This window comes from Paenibacillus sp. J31P316 (assembly GCF_056269105.1).
Window position 1 is genome coordinate 244,127 of sequence record NZ_JBWDNI010000004.1, and the last position, 16,476, is coordinate 260,602.

Annotated in this window: 14 protein-coding genes; 10 read left to right on the plus strand and 4 right to left on the minus strand. The window is 58.5% G+C overall.

Going from position 1 to position 16,476, the window contains the following annotated elements; genetic code table 11:
• The first annotated feature begins 135 nt into the window (after positions 1-135).
• From AC0YNU_RS16520 to AC0YNU_RS16530, 3 genes are all read left to right on the plus strand, one after another.
• Positions 136-933, plus strand: a complete 798-nt coding sequence (locus AC0YNU_RS16520; RefSeq protein WP_475758418.1) for a phytanoyl-CoA dioxygenase family protein — start codon at positions 136-138, stop codon at positions 931-933.
• 168 nt (positions 934-1,101) lie between these two features.
• Positions 1,102-1,947, plus strand: a complete 846-nt coding sequence (locus AC0YNU_RS16525; protein WP_475758420.1) for an EamA family transporter — start codon at positions 1,102-1,104, stop codon at positions 1,945-1,947.
• A gap of 55 nt (positions 1,948-2,002) precedes the next feature.
• A complete protein-coding gene (locus AC0YNU_RS16530) occupies positions 2,003-2,584 on the plus strand; it encodes a hypothetical protein (RefSeq protein WP_475758423.1) in 582 nt (193 codons plus the stop codon).
• Between the two features lie 119 nt (positions 2,585-2,703).
• Here AC0YNU_RS16530 and AC0YNU_RS16535 read toward each other — a convergent pair whose 3' ends face one another.
• A complete protein-coding gene (locus tag AC0YNU_RS16535; protein ID WP_475758425.1) occupies positions 2,704-5,619 on the minus strand; it encodes an MMPL family transporter in 2,916 nt (971 codons plus the stop codon).
• A 272-nt stretch (positions 5,620-5,891) separates the two neighbouring features.
• Between AC0YNU_RS16535 and AC0YNU_RS16540 the strand changes: the two genes are divergently transcribed.
• Entirely contained in the window at positions 5,892-6,473 is a 582-nt protein-coding gene (locus AC0YNU_RS16540; protein WP_475758427.1) for a TetR/AcrR family transcriptional regulator, read from the plus strand.
• Between the two features lie 175 nt (positions 6,474-6,648).
• On the opposite strand, the gene AC0YNU_RS16545 is transcribed toward AC0YNU_RS16540, so the two are convergent.
• Positions 6,649-6,951, minus strand: coding sequence for a hypothetical protein (locus AC0YNU_RS16545; RefSeq protein ID WP_475758429.1), 303 nt, complete (start codon positions 6,949-6,951; stop codon positions 6,649-6,651).
• A gap of 328 nt (positions 6,952-7,279) precedes the next feature.
• Here AC0YNU_RS16545 and AC0YNU_RS16550 point away from each other — a divergent pair, with 328 nt between their 5' ends.
• The 6 genes from AC0YNU_RS16550 (at position 7,280) to AC0YNU_RS16575 (ending at position 14,058) form a co-directional block, all read left to right on the plus strand.
• Complete coding sequence (locus AC0YNU_RS16550; protein ID WP_475758430.1) at positions 7,280-8,683, plus strand: vWA domain-containing protein; 1,404 nt, start codon at positions 7,280-7,282, stop codon at positions 8,681-8,683.
• Between the two features lie 146 nt (positions 8,684-8,829).
• Positions 8,830-9,582 carry a 5-oxoprolinase subunit PxpB gene (gene pxpB / locus AC0YNU_RS16555; RefSeq protein ID WP_475758432.1) on the plus strand — a complete coding sequence of 251 codons (753 nt, stop codon included), beginning with the start codon at positions 8,830-8,832 and terminating at the stop codon, positions 9,580-9,582.
• Positions 9,583-10,608 carry a 5-oxoprolinase subunit C family protein gene (locus AC0YNU_RS16560; RefSeq protein ID WP_475758434.1) on the plus strand — a complete coding sequence of 342 codons (1,026 nt, stop codon included), beginning with the start codon at positions 9,583-9,585 and terminating at the stop codon, positions 10,606-10,608.
• 85 nt (positions 10,609-10,693) lie between these two features.
• Entirely contained in the window at positions 10,694-11,440 is a 747-nt protein-coding gene (locus AC0YNU_RS16565) for a LamB/YcsF family protein (protein WP_475758436.1), read from the plus strand.
• Positions 11,441-11,491: 51 nt separating this feature from the next.
• Entirely contained in the window at positions 11,492-13,618 is a 2,127-nt protein-coding gene (locus AC0YNU_RS16570; RefSeq protein WP_475758438.1) for an EAL domain-containing protein, read from the plus strand.
• A gap of 26 nt (positions 13,619-13,644) precedes the next feature.
• Complete coding sequence (locus tag AC0YNU_RS16575) at positions 13,645-14,058, plus strand: gamma-glutamylcyclotransferase family protein (RefSeq protein WP_475758440.1); 414 nt, start codon at positions 13,645-13,647, stop codon at positions 14,056-14,058.
• Positions 14,059-14,061: 3 nt separating this feature from the next.
• On the opposite strand, the gene AC0YNU_RS16580 is transcribed toward AC0YNU_RS16575, so the two are convergent.
• Positions 14,062-14,805, minus strand: coding sequence for a hypothetical protein (locus tag AC0YNU_RS16580; RefSeq protein WP_475758442.1), 744 nt, complete (start codon positions 14,803-14,805; stop codon positions 14,062-14,064).
• A gap of 531 nt (positions 14,806-15,336) precedes the next feature.
• Positions 15,337-16,374: a ribonucleotide-diphosphate reductase subunit beta gene (locus AC0YNU_RS16585; protein WP_475758444.1), complete on the minus strand. Its 1,038-nt coding sequence runs from the start codon at positions 16,372-16,374 to the stop codon at positions 15,337-15,339.
• Positions 16,375-16,476: the final 102 nt, after the last annotated feature.

The window sequence follows — 16,476 nt, forward strand, 5'->3', positions numbered from 1 at the left end:
TCGTCAAATCGTCCAATTCCGCGAGATATAGGATGCGTTAAGCTAACTATATCAGATCTGCCGCGCGCCTGGAATGAGCAGCCGGCGGGACTGTACGCGAACCGAATAATAGCCTGCAGGGAGATGGGAAAGCGCATGAGTACGGAACAAGCGGCAGCGGCCAATCCAAGCGCATTCGATTTGGAGTTTCATAAGGAAGAGTTTTTCCGCAACGGCTTTACGCTCGTCAGGAACGTATTGAGCGAGGAATTCGTGGACGCCTATCGCATCGAATTCGAGCGGGAGTTCACGGAGAAGCCGCATGACGGTTACGGCGACACGCTGAGAACCAAAATGTTCGAGCGCGGCGACAGCTTCCTGCGGATGATCGACCGGCCGGAGGCCGTTGCGTTCGCCGAGGCGGTGCTGGGGAAGAACTGCCATATGTTTTCGAACAACGGCTTGTACACGAAGCCGGGCACGGGCATCGATTTCTGGCATGTCGACGAGGATTTGTTTTTCGAGATTCCGGAGGGCGTCGAGTTGGATCCGCGTATTCAGATGCCTTGCTTTATGTTCAGCGCCATGTATTATTTGCAGGACGTGACCGAGGATATGGGCCCGACCCAGCTGGTGCCGGGCAGCCACCGGAGCGGCAGGGAACCGGCGTCGCCGAAGGAAAAGCCGTATTACAACGGCGTTGGACCCGTATCGATTCTCGCGAAGAAAGGCGACATGCTGCTGTTCAACGGCCAAACCTGGCATAGGGGCGCCAAGAACGAGAGCGACCGGGTGCGCATGGTGCAGCAGGTCACGTACGGCCGGCGCTGGGTGTCGCAGCGGTTCTATCCGTTCGTCAACTATGTCATGCCGCAGTCGACCATCGACGGGGCGAAGGATAATCCGCGGCTTACTCGGCTGCTGGGCTTCCACCCGCGCGGTCCATACGGATAAATCAAGCAAGCCGTGCAGATACGCTCTGCACGGCTTTGTCGTTCCCAGGGTACTAAAAGCCAGCGTTGACAGGTTGTGGGCGAGGACGTACAATCCAGAATATGGTTGTGATAAAAATCACATGAGATGCTAGGCTGCGCTGCATGCACGGGGAAGAAGGTGGTAAGGTTGAGCATAGCTGCTTCATCGATCGCGCTTGTTATTCTGTCGGGCTTATTCCATGCCTCCTGGAACCTGATGACGAAATCGAGCGCGGACAAAAATGTCTTCCTCTGGTACTGCCAGCTTATCCCGATCGTTGTATTCATGCCCTGGGCGATATTGAATTGCAAGGACGCATCCATTACAATAGAATCCTCTCTCCTCCTATTCGCTTCGGCCGTCATCCACGGCTGCTACTGCCTGCTGCTTGCTCGATCTTACACCGTCGGTGATCTCTCGCAGGCCTATCCGATCATGCGGGGTACGAGTCCGTTGCTCGTCCCGCTCATCAGCGTCGCTTGGTTTCACGAATCGCTGTCGATCTACGGATGGGTCGGCATCTTGTTCATTCTGGCAGGGATCGCGACGATCAACGGAGTACGCTTGTCGGCAAGTCCGGCGGTTACCGGCTATGCGTTGGCCGTCGGTCTCTGCATCGCGGCGTACACGCTTGTGGACCGGCAGGCTCTGGCTTACGTCGAGCCGCCGTTTCTTAACGAGGTGACGAATATCGGCAACTTCATCGCCCTTTCGTTCGTGGCTTATCGTCCTGCGGCGCTGCGATCGGAGTGGAAGATGAACAAAGGCTGGATTCTCGCAGCCTCCGTGCTTGCGCCGACCGGCTACATCCTGTTCTTGTATGCCCAGCACGGCGCGCCGCTCGCGGTGCTTGCGCCGATGCGGGAGATCGGGACGGTATTCGGAACCGTGCTGGCCGTCGCGGTGCTTCGAGAGCGGCAGGGGACGCGCCGATTGCTGGCCTCCGTACTCATTACGGCGGGGATTTTCTGTCTTGGCTTTCTGCATGCTTAACGATTTGCATACTAATTACAGCTGGCGCGATGACGCCGGAAGGGGCGGTTGCAGCATGAACAATGATTTGGAGCAAATCGTGGAACGATTGGAATCCCGGCAGACACTGCAGGCGCTTATGCCGAAGCAAGCGTGGGACGCAGAATTGGATGGGCGAATTGCCAAGCTTCCGCCCAGCGCGCGGCCGACGCATATCGCACTGAAGGCTGGGCTGCATCTGCTCAATGAAAACCTCGACGCTTCGCATTCGTATTCCCAGGAAATCGAGGATGATCCGACAGGCTGTTATTGGCATGGCATCATGCACCGGATGGAAGGCGACTTCTCCAATGCGAACTACTGGTTCCATATGGCCGGCTCGCATCCGGCGATGCAGAAGCTGCAGGACCGGGCCGCGGACTGGGTGCGGAACAGCACCATATTGAACGACGTACCGGATGGCGCGATTCGCGACGGCTTGGCTGCGATCGCGCGTCAAGCTCGCTGGAACGCCAGCGCCTTCACTTCGTTGGTGTCGCTGCAGGAGAGCGGCAAGATTTCGGAGGAGACGAGAAGCGCGCTCGAGTATGTGCAGCATCTGGAGCTGGCGGAGCTCATCTCGCATACCCGGCATGCAGCACGCGATATCATGGAATAACGGCTTCATAGATGGTTAATTCTTAAAAGCATTCAAGGGATACCAAACCATGCAGGCATACCAAAAGGAGCTGTTCTAAGCGATTCCGCTTAGGACAGCTCCTTCTTCGTTGCAGCCGACTATTCCGTGCCGTCGGCAGGCTTCAAAGCACGCTCGCGCTTCGCTTCGCGGCCATCTGTTTCATGCTGCATCCGGCGGAACGGCCACCAATTGGCTTCGCCGACTAAATTCGTTATCGCCGGAACGACGAGTCCCATGAATACGAATGCGTACAGAATGAGCCCGATTACGATGCCCGCTCCGATCTGCAGCAGCGTGTTCACGCCTGACATCATGAGCGCGGCGAACGTGCCGCCCATGATGATCGCTGCCGACACGATGACGCCGCCGGTCGTGGACATCGCCTTCGTCATGGCTTGCGTAATGCCGCCGGGGCGGTATTCTTCCTTGAAGCGCGCCATGAGGAAGATGCTGTAGTCGACGCCGAGCGCGACGATGATGAGGAAGATGAAGAACGATGCGCTCCAAGACAAGCCTTCCTTGCCCAGCAGCTTCACGAATATGAATTCCACGATCCCCATCGTCACGAGGAAGTTGAATCCGAGCGAGAGCAGCAGGTAGAGCGGCGCCAGAATGGAACGAAGCATGATCAGCAGGACGATGAAAATACCGATCAGGACGAAAGCGCCCGTCCGCACGAAGTCGCTCTTCGAAATCGCCTTCAACTCCGTGATCTGCGCGGAGGTACCGGAAATATACACGTTCGCGCCTGCCAGGGAGCTTCCGCCCAAGCTGCTGCGCAGCGTATCGCGGATTTGGCCGACGGTATCCTGCGCTTCGGGCGAATACGGATTGACGGCGAGCACGACATCGAGCTTCGCGGTTTTGCCGTCCGTGGAAATATAATAGTCCAGCGCCTGCTGCAGCTCGGGACTCTCCAGCGCGGACTGCGGCAAGTTCCAGCCGGGGATCTGGCTGTCTCCGATCGAGGCCGTCGCTTGCTTCACCTGCGTCAGGCCGTTCGAGACATCGCCGAGCCCGCTGGCTCCCGCGCTTAGGCCGCTCGTCAGTTCTTTCAGTCCGCCGCCAAGCTTGACGGCGCCAGCAGCCGCGTCGGTCTGGCCCGCAGCCAGCTGCCCAAGGCCGCCCGCGGCTTTCGAGACGCCGGGGGTCAACTGCGAGAAGCTGGCCGATAGTTGATCGGCGCCGCCTTCGAGCTGCTTTAAGCTGCCCTCGAGGGCCTGCTGTTTGCCGAGAAGCTGCTTCACGACCGCTTCATCCTTCAGCTCCGGATGACTCTTCAGCAGCGCGTTCAAGTCCGTGCGCAAAGAAGAGGATACGGCGGCGCTCTGCGAGAGTCCGCCGGCCAGCTGACCGGCACCTTTGGAAGCCTGCTGCAGGCCGCTGTGAATTTGATTCAAGCCGGCCTGCGCTTCCTTCGTCTTGGAAGCCATCGTGCGCAGGCCGCCTGCGAGCTTATCGACGTCGCCCTGTCCGCTGGCGACGGAGGTTTCGGCGTCGCGGAGGCCACCGGCCACCTTATCGACGCCATCCTTGAGCTGCTGCAGCGCCCGCGAGGTTTGGGTCAATTGACCGGATACCGTCAGGTCGGCCAGCTGAGCGCCGAGCGGCCGGACCGCGCTGCGCACTTCCTTGACGCCGCTCAGCGAAGCCAAGCTGGCGCTGGCCGTCTCCATGGCCGCCAGTGCCTCCGGCGTGCGCATGGAAGCGTCCGAGGCAATCGCGACGGAGAGCGGGAATACCTCCCCGGACCCGAAGGAATGTTCGACCTGCCGGAAGCCTTGAACGGAGCCGAGATTAGGGCTGATTTCAGCCAGATCGTCGAAGGAACGCTTATTGTGATAGAGCAGGGTAAGCGGCGCCAGCAGAATGACCGTCACGAGCAGAATCGCGACAGGTCTGCGAGCGGCGAGCGCGGCCATCGCTCCCCATAGCTTGGATTCTCCGTGCCCTTGGCCGCTTGCGACCCTGGACGGCCAGAACGTCGCTTGGCCGAACATCATGAGCAGCGCCGGCGTCAACGTCAATCCTGCGATGAGCGTAACGGCAACGCCGATGGAGACGCCTACGGCGGATTGATACAGGCCGAACTGGGCGAAGCCAATGAGGAAGAACGCGACGAACACGGTGCTGGCGGAGAAGGCGACCGTCTTGCCGACGGTGCGCAACGTACGCACGAGCGCTTCGACCTTATCGCCGTCGCGGCTCAGCTCCTCGCGGAAACGCTGAATGAGCAGGATGCAGTAGTCCGTTCCCGCCCCGAACATGACTGCGATCAGGAACGACTCGGTAAACGACGACACCGGCATTCCCCAGTGAGTCGCCGCGGCGACGAGGCCTCTCGTGATGACGAGCGAAATGCCGATCGTGATGAGCGGGATGAACGGCGCGACAGGGGACCGGAAGACGATAAGCAGAATGATGAGGACGAGTCCGACGGTGAGCAATTCCGTCTTCTTGAGGCCGTCCGCGGAACTCTGCTGGAAGTCCTTGCCGATCGGCGCGCTGCCTGTCAGCTCCACTTTGCTGCCCGCGGGCGCTCCTTTGATCCGCTCGTTCAGCGAATCGACCGCGTCTTGGGTCACCGCGTCGTTGTCGGTTCCGGAGAAGCCGACGATAATCATTTCGGTCGTGCCGTCCTGGCTGCGGAACTTGGAAGCAAGCTCAGGCGTCTCGTAGGCCGACTGAACGGATTTGAAGCCGTCCTTGCCGCTAAGCCCGGCGAGCTCGGCTGCCTTGGCTTTCAGCCAGGTCCGGTCTTCGTCCGTCAAGCCGCCATCCCGCGCATACACCAATATCGCGCTCGACTTGGTCGTCGTTTCGGGATTGATCCGATCGAGCATGCTCTTGGCTACGACGGACTCGGAGTCGGCCGGAATGAATTTTTGCTCCGTCTGGCGGACGATGCTTGCCAAGTCGGGCAGCGCCAGCATGGAAACGGCGGCGATCGCCAGCCATCCCAGCAGAATCATCCATTTCGCGCGGGCAAGGCCGCGTATGAACCGTTCGGTCATCTTTTCTTCCTCCTCTTGCATGGGTGATCTCTACGTTTAGTTATAGCGTATGAAAACAAAGAAATCAATATATTGTACTCTTGGTCATAATTATTTCACATTCGTTTAACCCTTGTTAAATAAGACATAAATGAACATTTACCCTTATGATTTCGTCATAATTCGCACATGAATATATAAAAAAATGACCGACGGTCACCTAAGTTTACGGGATTCCAACGCTATGCTACAATGGGCGTAACCGAACGGCTGAATGACGGAGGATATCAGGCATGCAGAGAGAACTCAAGAAAGAGCAGACGCGGACGCGAATCAAAGAGGCGGCGATGGCCTTGTTTTCCGAACAAGGCTACGAGCCGACGACGGTCGAAGCGATCGCCAAGCTTGCCGGCGTTGCCAAAGGCACCTTTTTCAATTATTTTTCATCCAAAGACGATCTCCTATGCGATCTGCAGGGAATATTCGCCATCAACGAGGCGGGGAAGCTGAAGGATACGCCGGGGCCGCTCGTGCCGCGTCTTCAGCTGTTGATTTTCGAGCTCGTCAAACGATTCGAGATGAACAAGCCGCTGACGCGTGCCTTGTTCCAAGCGATGCTCAGCAGAGACAGCGCCCTGGATACCCATAACAAGCTGCTGAACGCGTTGTCGGAAGCGCTGCTTCCGCTCATTCTGCAGGCGCAGGAGAATGGCGAGATCCGCAAGGACATGCCCGCGGAGATGCTGGCGCAGCAGGCCTTCCAGTCATACTTCGGTACGCTCATTATTTGGGCGATGGAAGACGGCGACGAGCCGCTCGATACGCGCATGACGATGAGCTTCGAGCTGTTCTTTAAAGGCATTGCCCCGCAGTGAGCAGCATGAATAGATTTCCGCCGCCATGTTACGTTGGTGATGCGGAGGCGTAAAAAAGCAGCTCCGGTTCGGCCCTCAAAGGGACGTTTCCGGAGCTGCTTTTTTTGGCTTGCGATGCCCGCCAGTCGGTGCGGTAAAAGCGATTCGGTGCAATGCGATGCAGCAAACTTTGCGGCTAGAAGCCGGGAAGTTCGCCGTCGCCGCGGATGGCGGCCGCATGATGAGGCTCGTTGGGATGGAAGTAGCCGCTGCCCGCGAAAGGCCGCCCTCCCGCCGTAATGCCGTTCAAGGTGACGCCGAGCTGATCGGTTTCATTGAACTGGCGGAGCAGGGCATGCTGCGTCATGCCGTCGACTTCGACGTACCACAGCTTGTAGCCGGCGTCGGAGACGATGACGAGCCGAGCCGACGAGAACGAGAGCCTTGTCGCCGCGCCGCCGTAGGTGATGGACAGCTCGGTCAATTGGTAGGTTTCCAAGGCGAATGCCGCCTCCTTTCCATATCCGGAAGACGGCTGTCGACACGTGGACGGCGCGCGTTCTCATTCCGGAAAAAACATGTTCTCCCATTGTAATGTGGCCATGCCGGGATTGCAACAAATCGGTTTCGAGCTGCGTTAGGAGAATGAACGGCCGTTTACATTTTTTTACTGTCCAAACAATATAAAGGGGGACTGGAAAATGGGCATGGAACGGAATCCGCGTGTGGAGCAAGGAACAGAGAGAGAAGACGCAAGAGTTAAAGAGACAGTAGTTGAAAGAGAAAAAGAGACAGCAAATGAATCAGCAAATGGAACGACGGGAAAGATGCCGAAGCTGCGGGGAAGGAAGCCAACATGGCTGCAAGCGTGGCGGCTGCAAGCATGGAAGATCAGGAAGACGTCCGCCGCGGGATTGCTGCTGGCCGCCGTACTTGTACTGACGGCGATGCTGGGCGGGTGCAGCTCGAATGATAGCAACGACAATGGCGCGAATACGGGAAATGCCGCGAAAGATACGAGCCCGTCCAACTCCGATTCTTCCGCGAACGCGACAGGAGACACGGGGACGAACAGCTCGGCCGGCAACGACGCCGTCACGGACGACGGCTCGAGCAGCTCCGACGAAGCGGATGAGCCTGCGGCTGACGACGACGGGACTTCGACGCCGCCGGCGAAGGGAGAATCGTCGCAGTACGACGACTCCAAGCCAGGCCAGTTGACGGCAGGCGAATGGGATGATATGGCCGCTTGGCAGGATTGGCAGCAGCTTCTCGCCAGCCAAGAGGGGCAGAATAATCAGTCGTACTGGTCGATCTATCCGGAGCATCGGCTCGAGGTCGACGTCAACGCTGACGGGAAGCCTGTTGCGGATGCGACCGTCGAGCTAATCGGCAACGATGGGGAGACGGCGTGGGAAGCGCGCACGAACAATGAAGGCGTCGCCTATGTTTATGCCGGACTGTTCGACGAGCAGGGCACGGAGGAGGAATACGGGGTAGTGGTCACTTCCGGCAATCAGAAGAAGCGGTACGAGAATGTGCCTGTCCCGCGCGCGAAAGCGCTGAAGGTCGAATTGGAGAATCCGGTCAAAGCGCCGAGCGCACTCGATTTGATGCTGCTGGTCGACACGACAGGATCGATGCAGGATGAGCTGGACTATCTGAAGACGGAGCTGAAGGACGTCGTGAAGCGGGTCGACCAGGACAACGGGCAGCGGCTCGGTATCCGAGTAAGCGCGAACTTTTACCGCGACCACTCGGACGATTATGTCGTGAAGGCTTTCCCGTTCACGGAGGATATCGACAAGGCGGTCTCCCAGCTCTCCGATCAGAAGGCGGCCGGAGGCGGCGATTTTCCGGAAGCCGTGGACGAAGCGCTGGCCAGCGCGATCGAGAAGCATGAATGGAGCGGCGATGCGCGGGCGAGGCTGTTGTTTCTTGTCATGGACGCGCCGCCGCATCACGAACGCAAGGTGACGAAGCGGCTGCGGGAATTGACGGAGACGGCCGCCGCGGAAGGGATTCGAATCATTCCGGTTGCATCCAGCGGCGTCGATGAGCATACGGAATATATCATGCGCTTCTTGGCGTCGGCCACGGGAGGCACGTATTTGTTCCTGACGGATCACAGCGGCATCGGCAACGATCATTTGGAGCCGCAGGTCGGCGAATACGAGGTCAAAGCGCTGAACGATCTGCTCGTGGAAGTCATTAATCGATATGCCTCGTAATACGGATCATTTTGTCGAAAAAAAGATTTGGTAAACCATGGGAAAGTAGCTGGACAAGAGGATCGGAATGGTACAAACTAGAAGAGATTAGCACTGAATCAAAGTTGCGTTTGGTTTAAAATAAGATTGTCGAATAATGGTGAAATATGGCGAATAAAATACAGTCGGTACAACCCTCGCCCAGCGTCATCCGGCCCCTCGGCGACCGCGCGCTCGCGATTGGGCTGAAGCAAGATGACGGCGCTCCGTTATGGAAGCGCGCAGCGGAGCTCGCACTGCGTCTTCGCGATCAGGGAGCGCCGTGGATCATCGACGTCGTACCGGCGTACGACACGGTTACGGTCGTGTATGATCCATTGCTGCTTGCATTCAGTCTACGGGGAGAGAAGACTGCGGCGCTGCCTTATGAGGCGGCCGCAGCCTTCATCGAGCCGCTGCTGCAGCTTCCGTTGGCGGCTGTGGGGACAGCTGCCCGCACGGTTGATATTCCGGTGTGCTACGGCGGAGAATACGGACCTGATCTAGCGGAGTGCGCCGTTCGATCCGATATATCGGAAGAGGCCTTCGTCGCGCTGCATGCCGGAGGGACGTACGAGGTCGCGATGATCGGCTTCATGCCTGGCTTTCCTTATTTGACGGGGCTTTCGGAAGCGCTCGCCCAACCGCGCCGGCCATCGCCGCGCAGCCGGGTGCCCGCGGGCTCCGTCGGCATTGCCGGCGGCGGGACGGGCATCTATCCGCTGGCTTCGCCGGGCGGCTGGCAAGTGATCGGGCGCACGCCGCTGCGGCTCTTCGATCCCGATCGGACGGAGCCGTTCCTGCTGCGGGCGGGCGATACGCTCCGATTCCTTCCCATCACGGCGGATGACATGCTGCTTCAGCTGCAAGGAGAAGGATAAATGAGCATTCTTGTATTGAAACCGGGCTTCTATACAACGGTGCAGGACTTGGGACGGCCGGGGTGGCGGAAGGATGGCGTCGCGGAAGGCGGCGCCATGGACCGTTACGCGCTGCGTACGGCGAATCTGCTTGTCGGCAACGCCAAGGGTGAGGCCGGGCTGGAGTTGACGCTGACCGGGCCGGAGCTGCTGCTCGAGCAGGATTTGCTGCTCGCTGTTTGCGGTGCGGCTATGCCGCCGCTCATCGACGGCGAGGAGCTCCCGCTGTGGCGGCCGTTTTGGGCCCGCGCCGGCTCGGTGCTCTCGTTCGGCGCCGCGCTTGGCGGCTGCCGCGCGTACCTCGCGGTCGGCGGCGGAATTGCCGCCGCCGCGGCTCTCGGCAGCCGCGGCACCGATGCGCGCGCCGGCATCGGCGGCCTCGCCGGCCGCCCGCTGCGCCGCGGCGACGCGCTGCCTTGCGGCGGCGAGCCGCCCCGCGCGGCCGCCTGGCGCGCCGCGCTTGCCGCGCGCGCCGCGGCAGAGCCGCAGGGCCGCCGCCGAAGCTGGGCGGCCCCGGGCTGGTTCGCGCCGCCATTCGCCTACGGCGGCGCGAGCGAATCCGGCATCGAGCTCCGCGTGATGCCGGGCGCCGGGTACGGGCAGTTCCGCGAAGCGGCCCGTACGGCGCTGAAGCGGGAGCGCTATCGCGTGGCTCCCGCCTCCGATCGCATGGGGGTCCGCCTAGACGGCCCCCCGCTGGAACGAAGCGACAGCGCGGAGCTGCTGTCGCACGGCGTCGTCGCCGGCACGATACAGGTGCCGGCCGGCGGAACGCCGATCATCCTCGCCGCCGACTGCCAGACCACCGGCGGCTACCCCATCATCGCCCATGTCGCTACGGTCGACTTGCCGCTGCTCGCGCAGTGCAAGCCGGGCGACAGGGTCGCTTTCACGGAAATTACGCTGGCCCAGGCCCAGCAGCTGCATCTCGCCTTCGAGCGGGAAATGCGCATGCTGGCCGCTGCTTTGGCCATCCACGCCATGTAACCTGCTCCGAAGCGAGAAGAGAGGAGCGCTGCAAATCGATAGCATACATAACAACACCTTGCCGGATCCATGCCGGCGAATCGACTTGAACTGCGATTTCGGCGAAAGCTACGGCGCCTATACGTTCGGTCAAGACGAAGAGCTGCTTGCCTTCGTGACCTCCGTCAATATCGCCTGCGGCTTTCACGCAGGCGATCCGCATACGATCCGCGAGGCGGTAGAACGCTCCGTCGCGGCCGGCGCGGCGATCGGCGCGCATCCCGGCCTGCCGGACCGTCTTGGCTTCGGCCGCCGCGAGATGGCGCTCGGACCGCAGGACGTCTACGACTATACGCTCTATCAGATCGGCGCGCTGGAAGGATTCGTGCGCGCTGCCGGCGGCAGACTTCACCATGTCAAGCCGCACGGCGCGCTCTACCATATGGCTGGACGACTGCCGGAGCTTGCCGAGGCGTTCGTGCGTGCCGTCCGCGCATACGATCCGGAGCTGATCCTATACGCGCAGTGGGGAAGTGAACTGCTAGCGGAAGCGGACCGGCAAGGTTTGCGCCGCGCAGCCGAGATTTTCGCGGACCGCACGTACCGGACGGACGGCAGCCTGACGCCAAGGACGAAGCCGAATGCCGTGCACCTTCGCGCAGAAGATGCGCTGGCCCAAACGATTGCGATCATAACCGAGGGTCATATCGAGATCGACGGCACGCGCGTACCCTTGCAGGGGGATACGGTGTGCCTGCACGGCGACGGGCCGCACGCGGCGGCATTCGCCGCTCGGCTTCATCAAGGATTGCTTGCGGCAAGCATCGAATTACGACCGCCTCATCGTCCATAAACCGGCTAGGGCACGCACCCATCATGGGCTAACTTGTTGAAGGAGGACGTCATGTCGATAAACCGGGCGGAAAAAATCACGATGGGCACCGCATTAGCCGCTATTATTAGCTTTGTTCTCCTGCGAGTTTTCCATCGCGGACTGTATGGGTCGATTCCGGAGCATGTTTACCTGTTCCTCCATTCCGGCATGGAACTGGTTGGCTTTGCTCTCTGTTTTACGATGCTGGTGCTGGGCTGCCTGTTCGTCGTCCATTCGTCCTCGAAGCATCCGCTGCATATGGCAGCGTTGTTCGGGGCGGTAGGCATTTTCGAAATGCTCCATGGGCTGACCGCGGAAGGCATGCCGTTTTATCGGATGATCGGCGGCGCCATGCCGCTGACACTGCTTTTTACGCTCACGGCTCAGCTTGCTGGGGCTATCGGGGTATTCGTCATTCTGAGTCGCAGCGATGCACCGGTGCCGTCCGGGAGACGTTTGCCGGCCATTCTCATCGGAATCGGCCTTGCATGTGCCGCTGCCGCTGTATACTTCCAGTTGCCGCAGCATGCCATACCGCTGCTGGATACGGAACGAGGCGTGAAGCTGCTGCGCTTTGCGGCTCAAACGGTAGTTGCCTTCACTTATCTCGGCACGGTGAGCATGGTGCTGTTCCGCAATCGGAATGAACGTCCGCAGGCGCTGTTGACGATTATCCAATCGCTGGCTTTCTTCCTTCTATCGGCGCTGCAATTCATGCTGAGCGCCCATCCGCATGACAGCGATTTTCTAATCGGACATGTCTACAAGCTGGCAGGCTACTATTTTCTGATGAAGGGCATGTATGTCATAACGATTGAAGAGCCGTTACGGCAGCATAAGCATTCGGAATCCCGCATTCATTTTCTGTCCAATTACGACGAGCTAACCGGACTATCCAATCGCCGGCTGCTGAAGGAGCAGCTGAACGAGGAGTTGAAGCAGGCAAGGCAGAGCAAGAGCCGCATTGCCGTATTCCTGCTCGATATCGACCGCTTCAAGACGTTCAACGACGCGCTGGGGCATTCCTTCGGCGACCGTATTCTGCAGGCCGTCTCCGAGCGGCTGAAGCTTGCGGCAGACAAAGCGAACCGCCTCTATCGCATGGGCGGCGACGAATTTGCCCTGCTCATGCCGAACGTGGAAACGGAAGGGGAGCCGATCGAGCAGCGTGCGAAAGCGATCATGGGTCTGTTCGATGCCCCGTTCGTGCTGGATGAAGCCGAATACCATATCACGATCAGCCTGGGCGTATCGTTCTACCCTCAGGACGGAGACAGCGTCGACGTCTTGCTCAAGAACGCGGATACGGCGTTGTATTCGGCGAAGGCGCATCGCAACGAGTTCTCGAGCTACGAGCCCGAGATGAACCGCGGCGCACAGGATCGGCTGCGCCTGGAAAGCGATCTGCGCCGTGCGATCGACGAGGAGCAGTTTGCGCTGGCCTATCAGCCGCTTGTTAACTTGAACAGCGGCAAGGTCGTTGGCGTGGAAGCGCTGGTGCGCTGGCATCATCCGAAGCGGGGATTGCTGCCGCCTGGCGAATTCATCCCGCTGACGGAAGAGAACGGACTCATCCTTCAGCTTGGCGAATGGGTGCTGGGCGCGGCCTGCAGACAGAACAAAGCATGGCAGGATGCAGGGTTGCCGCCAATGATGATGTCGGTCAACCTATCGATGCGCCAGTTCAGGCAGCAGCAGCTGGCAGACCGGATCAAGGAGATTCTGGAGCAGTCGGGCATGCCGCCGCAATACTTGGAGCTCGAGATCACGGAAAGTATGACGAGCGACGTAGAGTTTGCGGCAGAGACATTATCCAGCCTGAAGGAGCTGGGCGTTCAGATCAGCATCGATGATTTTGGAACAGGCTACAGCTCGCTGATTTCGCTCAAGCGATTCCCGATCGACAAGCTGAAGATCGACCGCAGCTTCGTGAGCGATTTGACGCAGGGCGGCAGTGATGCGGCGATCGTACAGACCATTACGACGATGGCCAAGACGCTGAAGCTCAAGGTAACCGCTGAAGGCGTGGAGAACGACGAGCAAATCAAGCTCCTGCGGGAGCGCAACTGCGAGGAAGCGCAGGGTTACTATTATACGCAGCCGATTCCGGCGAATTTATTCGAGAATTGGTTCAAACATCGCAGCCAGACGGCGTAATCGTTGCGATAAGGAGGCTGCCGCCGATGAGCGAGAGACTGTTTACGGTCTTTATCTATGGATCGCTTCTTCCGGGACAGGCTAATCATCATGTCGCTGCTCCGTTTATCTGCAATCAGGAGCCAGGCCAGGTGCGCGGCCGCCTTGTCGATTGCGGTCCATATCCCGCCCTGCTGCGCGACGAGCCGGCTGATGCGGACGGCTTGCGGGTTCGCGGTTTATGGATCACGGTCAACGAACATGGGCTGAGGCAAATGGACGAGCTGGAAGCGTTCTACGGGATCGAAGAGGAGAATGATTACGAGCGCGTGTGGGCCACGGACCTTGAGTCATCGTCGCGGCAAGGATGGGTATACGTGTGGGAGAACCCGCGGGACTGCCCGGCCATTGAGGAAACGTATTGGCCGGACTATGTAGCCCGCAGAGCAGGGTTGCAATAAGAGTTATTTGCCTGTAAAGGCAGGGGATATCGTAATGGAGAATGGAAGCATTTCGTCACGCTCAGCGGCATCGTCGCTGAGCGTTTTTGCGTTATTCATCGTATGAATGACTCCGAATGCCAGCAGCATGAAGGCCATGGTGATGAAGACGACCCGTTTAATAAAATGAATGGTCGACGTGCCGTCGTCCCGGTGAATGCGCCGATGGCGGATAGATTGCCGCCAGATCAGCACTGCGGGCGACATCAGAACAAACAGGCCGATAACCAGCATTTGCTTGCGATGCGCCATGCCAAGCGGGAAAACGTTGATGGAGGCGTACAGCAGCGCTTCGATGACGAGCACCTGAATCGGCACGACAAGCCTCACTTCGGAGGCGGCACGACGTTTCGTACGGCTGATCGCCGCTTCCGATTCGCGAGGCTGCAGCTTGGCCAGCTGAAGCAGGCGGGGAAGCGAGAAGAAGGCAATGGCGATCGTGGGAGCCATGATGAGCGTCAGGAACAGCAGTGCCGAGTCAAGGACGAACCAGCTGCGATAGGAATAGGTCGCAATGAGCATGGTTACCTTGCCGATGGAGATGAGCGTCATCGAACCGATCAGTGCCAGCGTCGCGAGGGATGTGCGCTGCAGCGATTCCTCCGTTTTGCGGAAAGCAAGACTGCCCGACATGAAGCCTGCGCATAACGCGAGCAGCAGCAGCAGGACGGCTAAAGCCGCATTGATGACATAAATTTGTTGAGACATATGTGATACCCTCTTTTCCACGATCGTTCTTCATCAAGTGTACACGGATGTCCGGAAAGCGTGATAACGGCTGCAGTCTGGTTTTGCGGCTGGACTTTAGTCTTGCGCGTCATTGTTCGGCAGCGGTGTGGCTGTTTCGGTGTCCGGTACTGCGTTCGCGATACCCGTTCTGAGGCGGTGAAACGCTTCGTAACTTGGATGAATGGGGGCGGATAGCCGAGCAAACTTCGCAATCGGATGCGACGGCGATTCCATAACGCGGCGGAAGCCTGTCTCTTAACCGCGCGGGTCGAATAGGCTTTGGGCGAAATGGCGGCTTCTAAAGCTTCCGTAAGTCTGTAAGTCCGTAAGTCTGTATGTCTAATAGCGATGCTTCGTGCATGCGTAAGCGGCTTCTTTACGTATTGTACCATGAAGGGAGCATTTCCCGAAACGTTCTAATCATGTCCAAGTCCGGCAAACCGCATTCGCGCGCAAAAAACCGCCTCCTGCCCTTAAGCGGGTCAGGAAGCGGTCGATGAAGAATCGGTTTTACAGATCGCCCCAGTTGAGGTTGGACGATTTGCTGTAGTTCGTGACCTTCTGCTCGAAGAAATCGGTTTTCATGCCGTTCATGTTGCTGAAGCTTTCGACCCAACGCATCGGATGCTCGACGATTTCCGGATACAAGATATCCAGGTTCAACTTGCGCAAGCGCTCATTGGACAGGAACTTGATGTAGGAATCGATTATCTCGTCCGTGATGCCTGGAATTTGGTTGTTCGTGATGTATTGTCCCCACTCGATCTCATGCTCGACGGCGGTACGCATCATTTGGCGCAGCTCCTCGATCAAAACCGGCGTGAACATTTCGGCGTTTTCCTTGCGGATCTCGCGGAAGATACCTTGGAACAAGGCCAGGTGAGTCAGCTCATCGCGCTGGATGTATTTGATTTCGGAAACCGTTCCGAGCATCTTGCCTTGACGGCCCAGAGCATAGAAGAAGCTGAAGCCGCTGTAGAAGTAGATGCCTTCCAGGATATAGTTAGCCATAATCGTCTTGATCAAGTTCTGCGAAGACGGATTGGCAATAAAATTCTCATACAGGTCGGTAATGAACCGATTGCGTTTCAGCAAATTCTTATCTTCACGCCACAAGTTATAAATCTGGTCACGGACCTCTGGCGCACAAACACTATCTAGAATGTAAGAATAGGATTGGCTGTGGACTGCTTCCTGGAACGTCTGTACAGTCAGACAGAGATTAACTTCGGGTGCAGTAATGTACTCGTTGATATTCGGCAGATTCGCCGTTTGCAGCGAATCAAGGAATATTAGAAAGCTGATAATTTTATCGTAGCTGTTACGCTCGGAGAGCGACAGGTTTTTGTAGTCTTTGGCATCCTGGGCGAGCGGAATTTCTTCCGGAATCCAGAAGTTGTTCATCATGTTGCGGTACATCTTCGTGGCCCAGTCGTATTTGACGTTGTTGAGCTCGATGAGGTTCGTGGTGTTGCCGCCGATCATGCGGCGCTTGCCCCAGTCGCGGTCGCCGTCTTCGTTAAAAAGTTTCTTCTTCTGCAGTTCCATGAAATGGGCTGCCTCCTTCTGTTCCTGCTGTTCCTGTTACCTAAAGTGCTGCAGCGATTTTAGAATTGCCGTTTCGTTGAAATAGCGCCCGGAGGGCAGTAT

Coding starts and splice junctions, on each gene's coding strand:
- AC0YNU_RS16520 (WP_475758418.1), top strand. CDS start 136: ATGAGTACGGAACAAGCGGCAGCGGCCAATCCAAGCGCATTCGATTTG.
- AC0YNU_RS16530 (WP_475758423.1), top strand. CDS start 2,003: ATGAACAATGATTTGGAGCAAATCGTGGAACGATTGGAATCCCGGCAG.
- AC0YNU_RS16535 (WP_475758425.1), bottom strand. CDS start 5,619: ATGACCGAACGGTTCATACGCGGCCTTGCCCGCGCGAAATGGATGATT.
- AC0YNU_RS16540 (WP_475758427.1), top strand. CDS start 5,892: ATGCAGAGAGAACTCAAGAAAGAGCAGACGCGGACGCGAATCAAAGAG.
- AC0YNU_RS16550 (WP_475758430.1), top strand. CDS start 7,280: ATGCCGAAGCTGCGGGGAAGGAAGCCAACATGGCTGCAAGCGTGGCGG.
- pxpB (WP_475758432.1), top strand. CDS start 8,830: ATGGCGAATAAAATACAGTCGGTACAACCCTCGCCCAGCGTCATCCGG.
- AC0YNU_RS16560 (WP_475758434.1), top strand. CDS start 9,583: ATGAGCATTCTTGTATTGAAACCGGGCTTCTATACAACGGTGCAGGAC.
- AC0YNU_RS16570 (WP_475758438.1), top strand. CDS start 11,492: ATGTCGATAAACCGGGCGGAAAAAATCACGATGGGCACCGCATTAGCC.
- AC0YNU_RS16575 (WP_475758440.1), top strand. CDS start 13,645: ATGAGCGAGAGACTGTTTACGGTCTTTATCTATGGATCGCTTCTTCCG.
- AC0YNU_RS16580 (WP_475758442.1), bottom strand. CDS start 14,805: ATGTCTCAACAAATTTATGTCATCAATGCGGCTTTAGCCGTCCTGCTG.
- AC0YNU_RS16585 (WP_475758444.1), bottom strand. CDS start 16,374: ATGGAACTGCAGAAGAAGAAACTTTTTAACGAAGACGGCGACCGCGAC.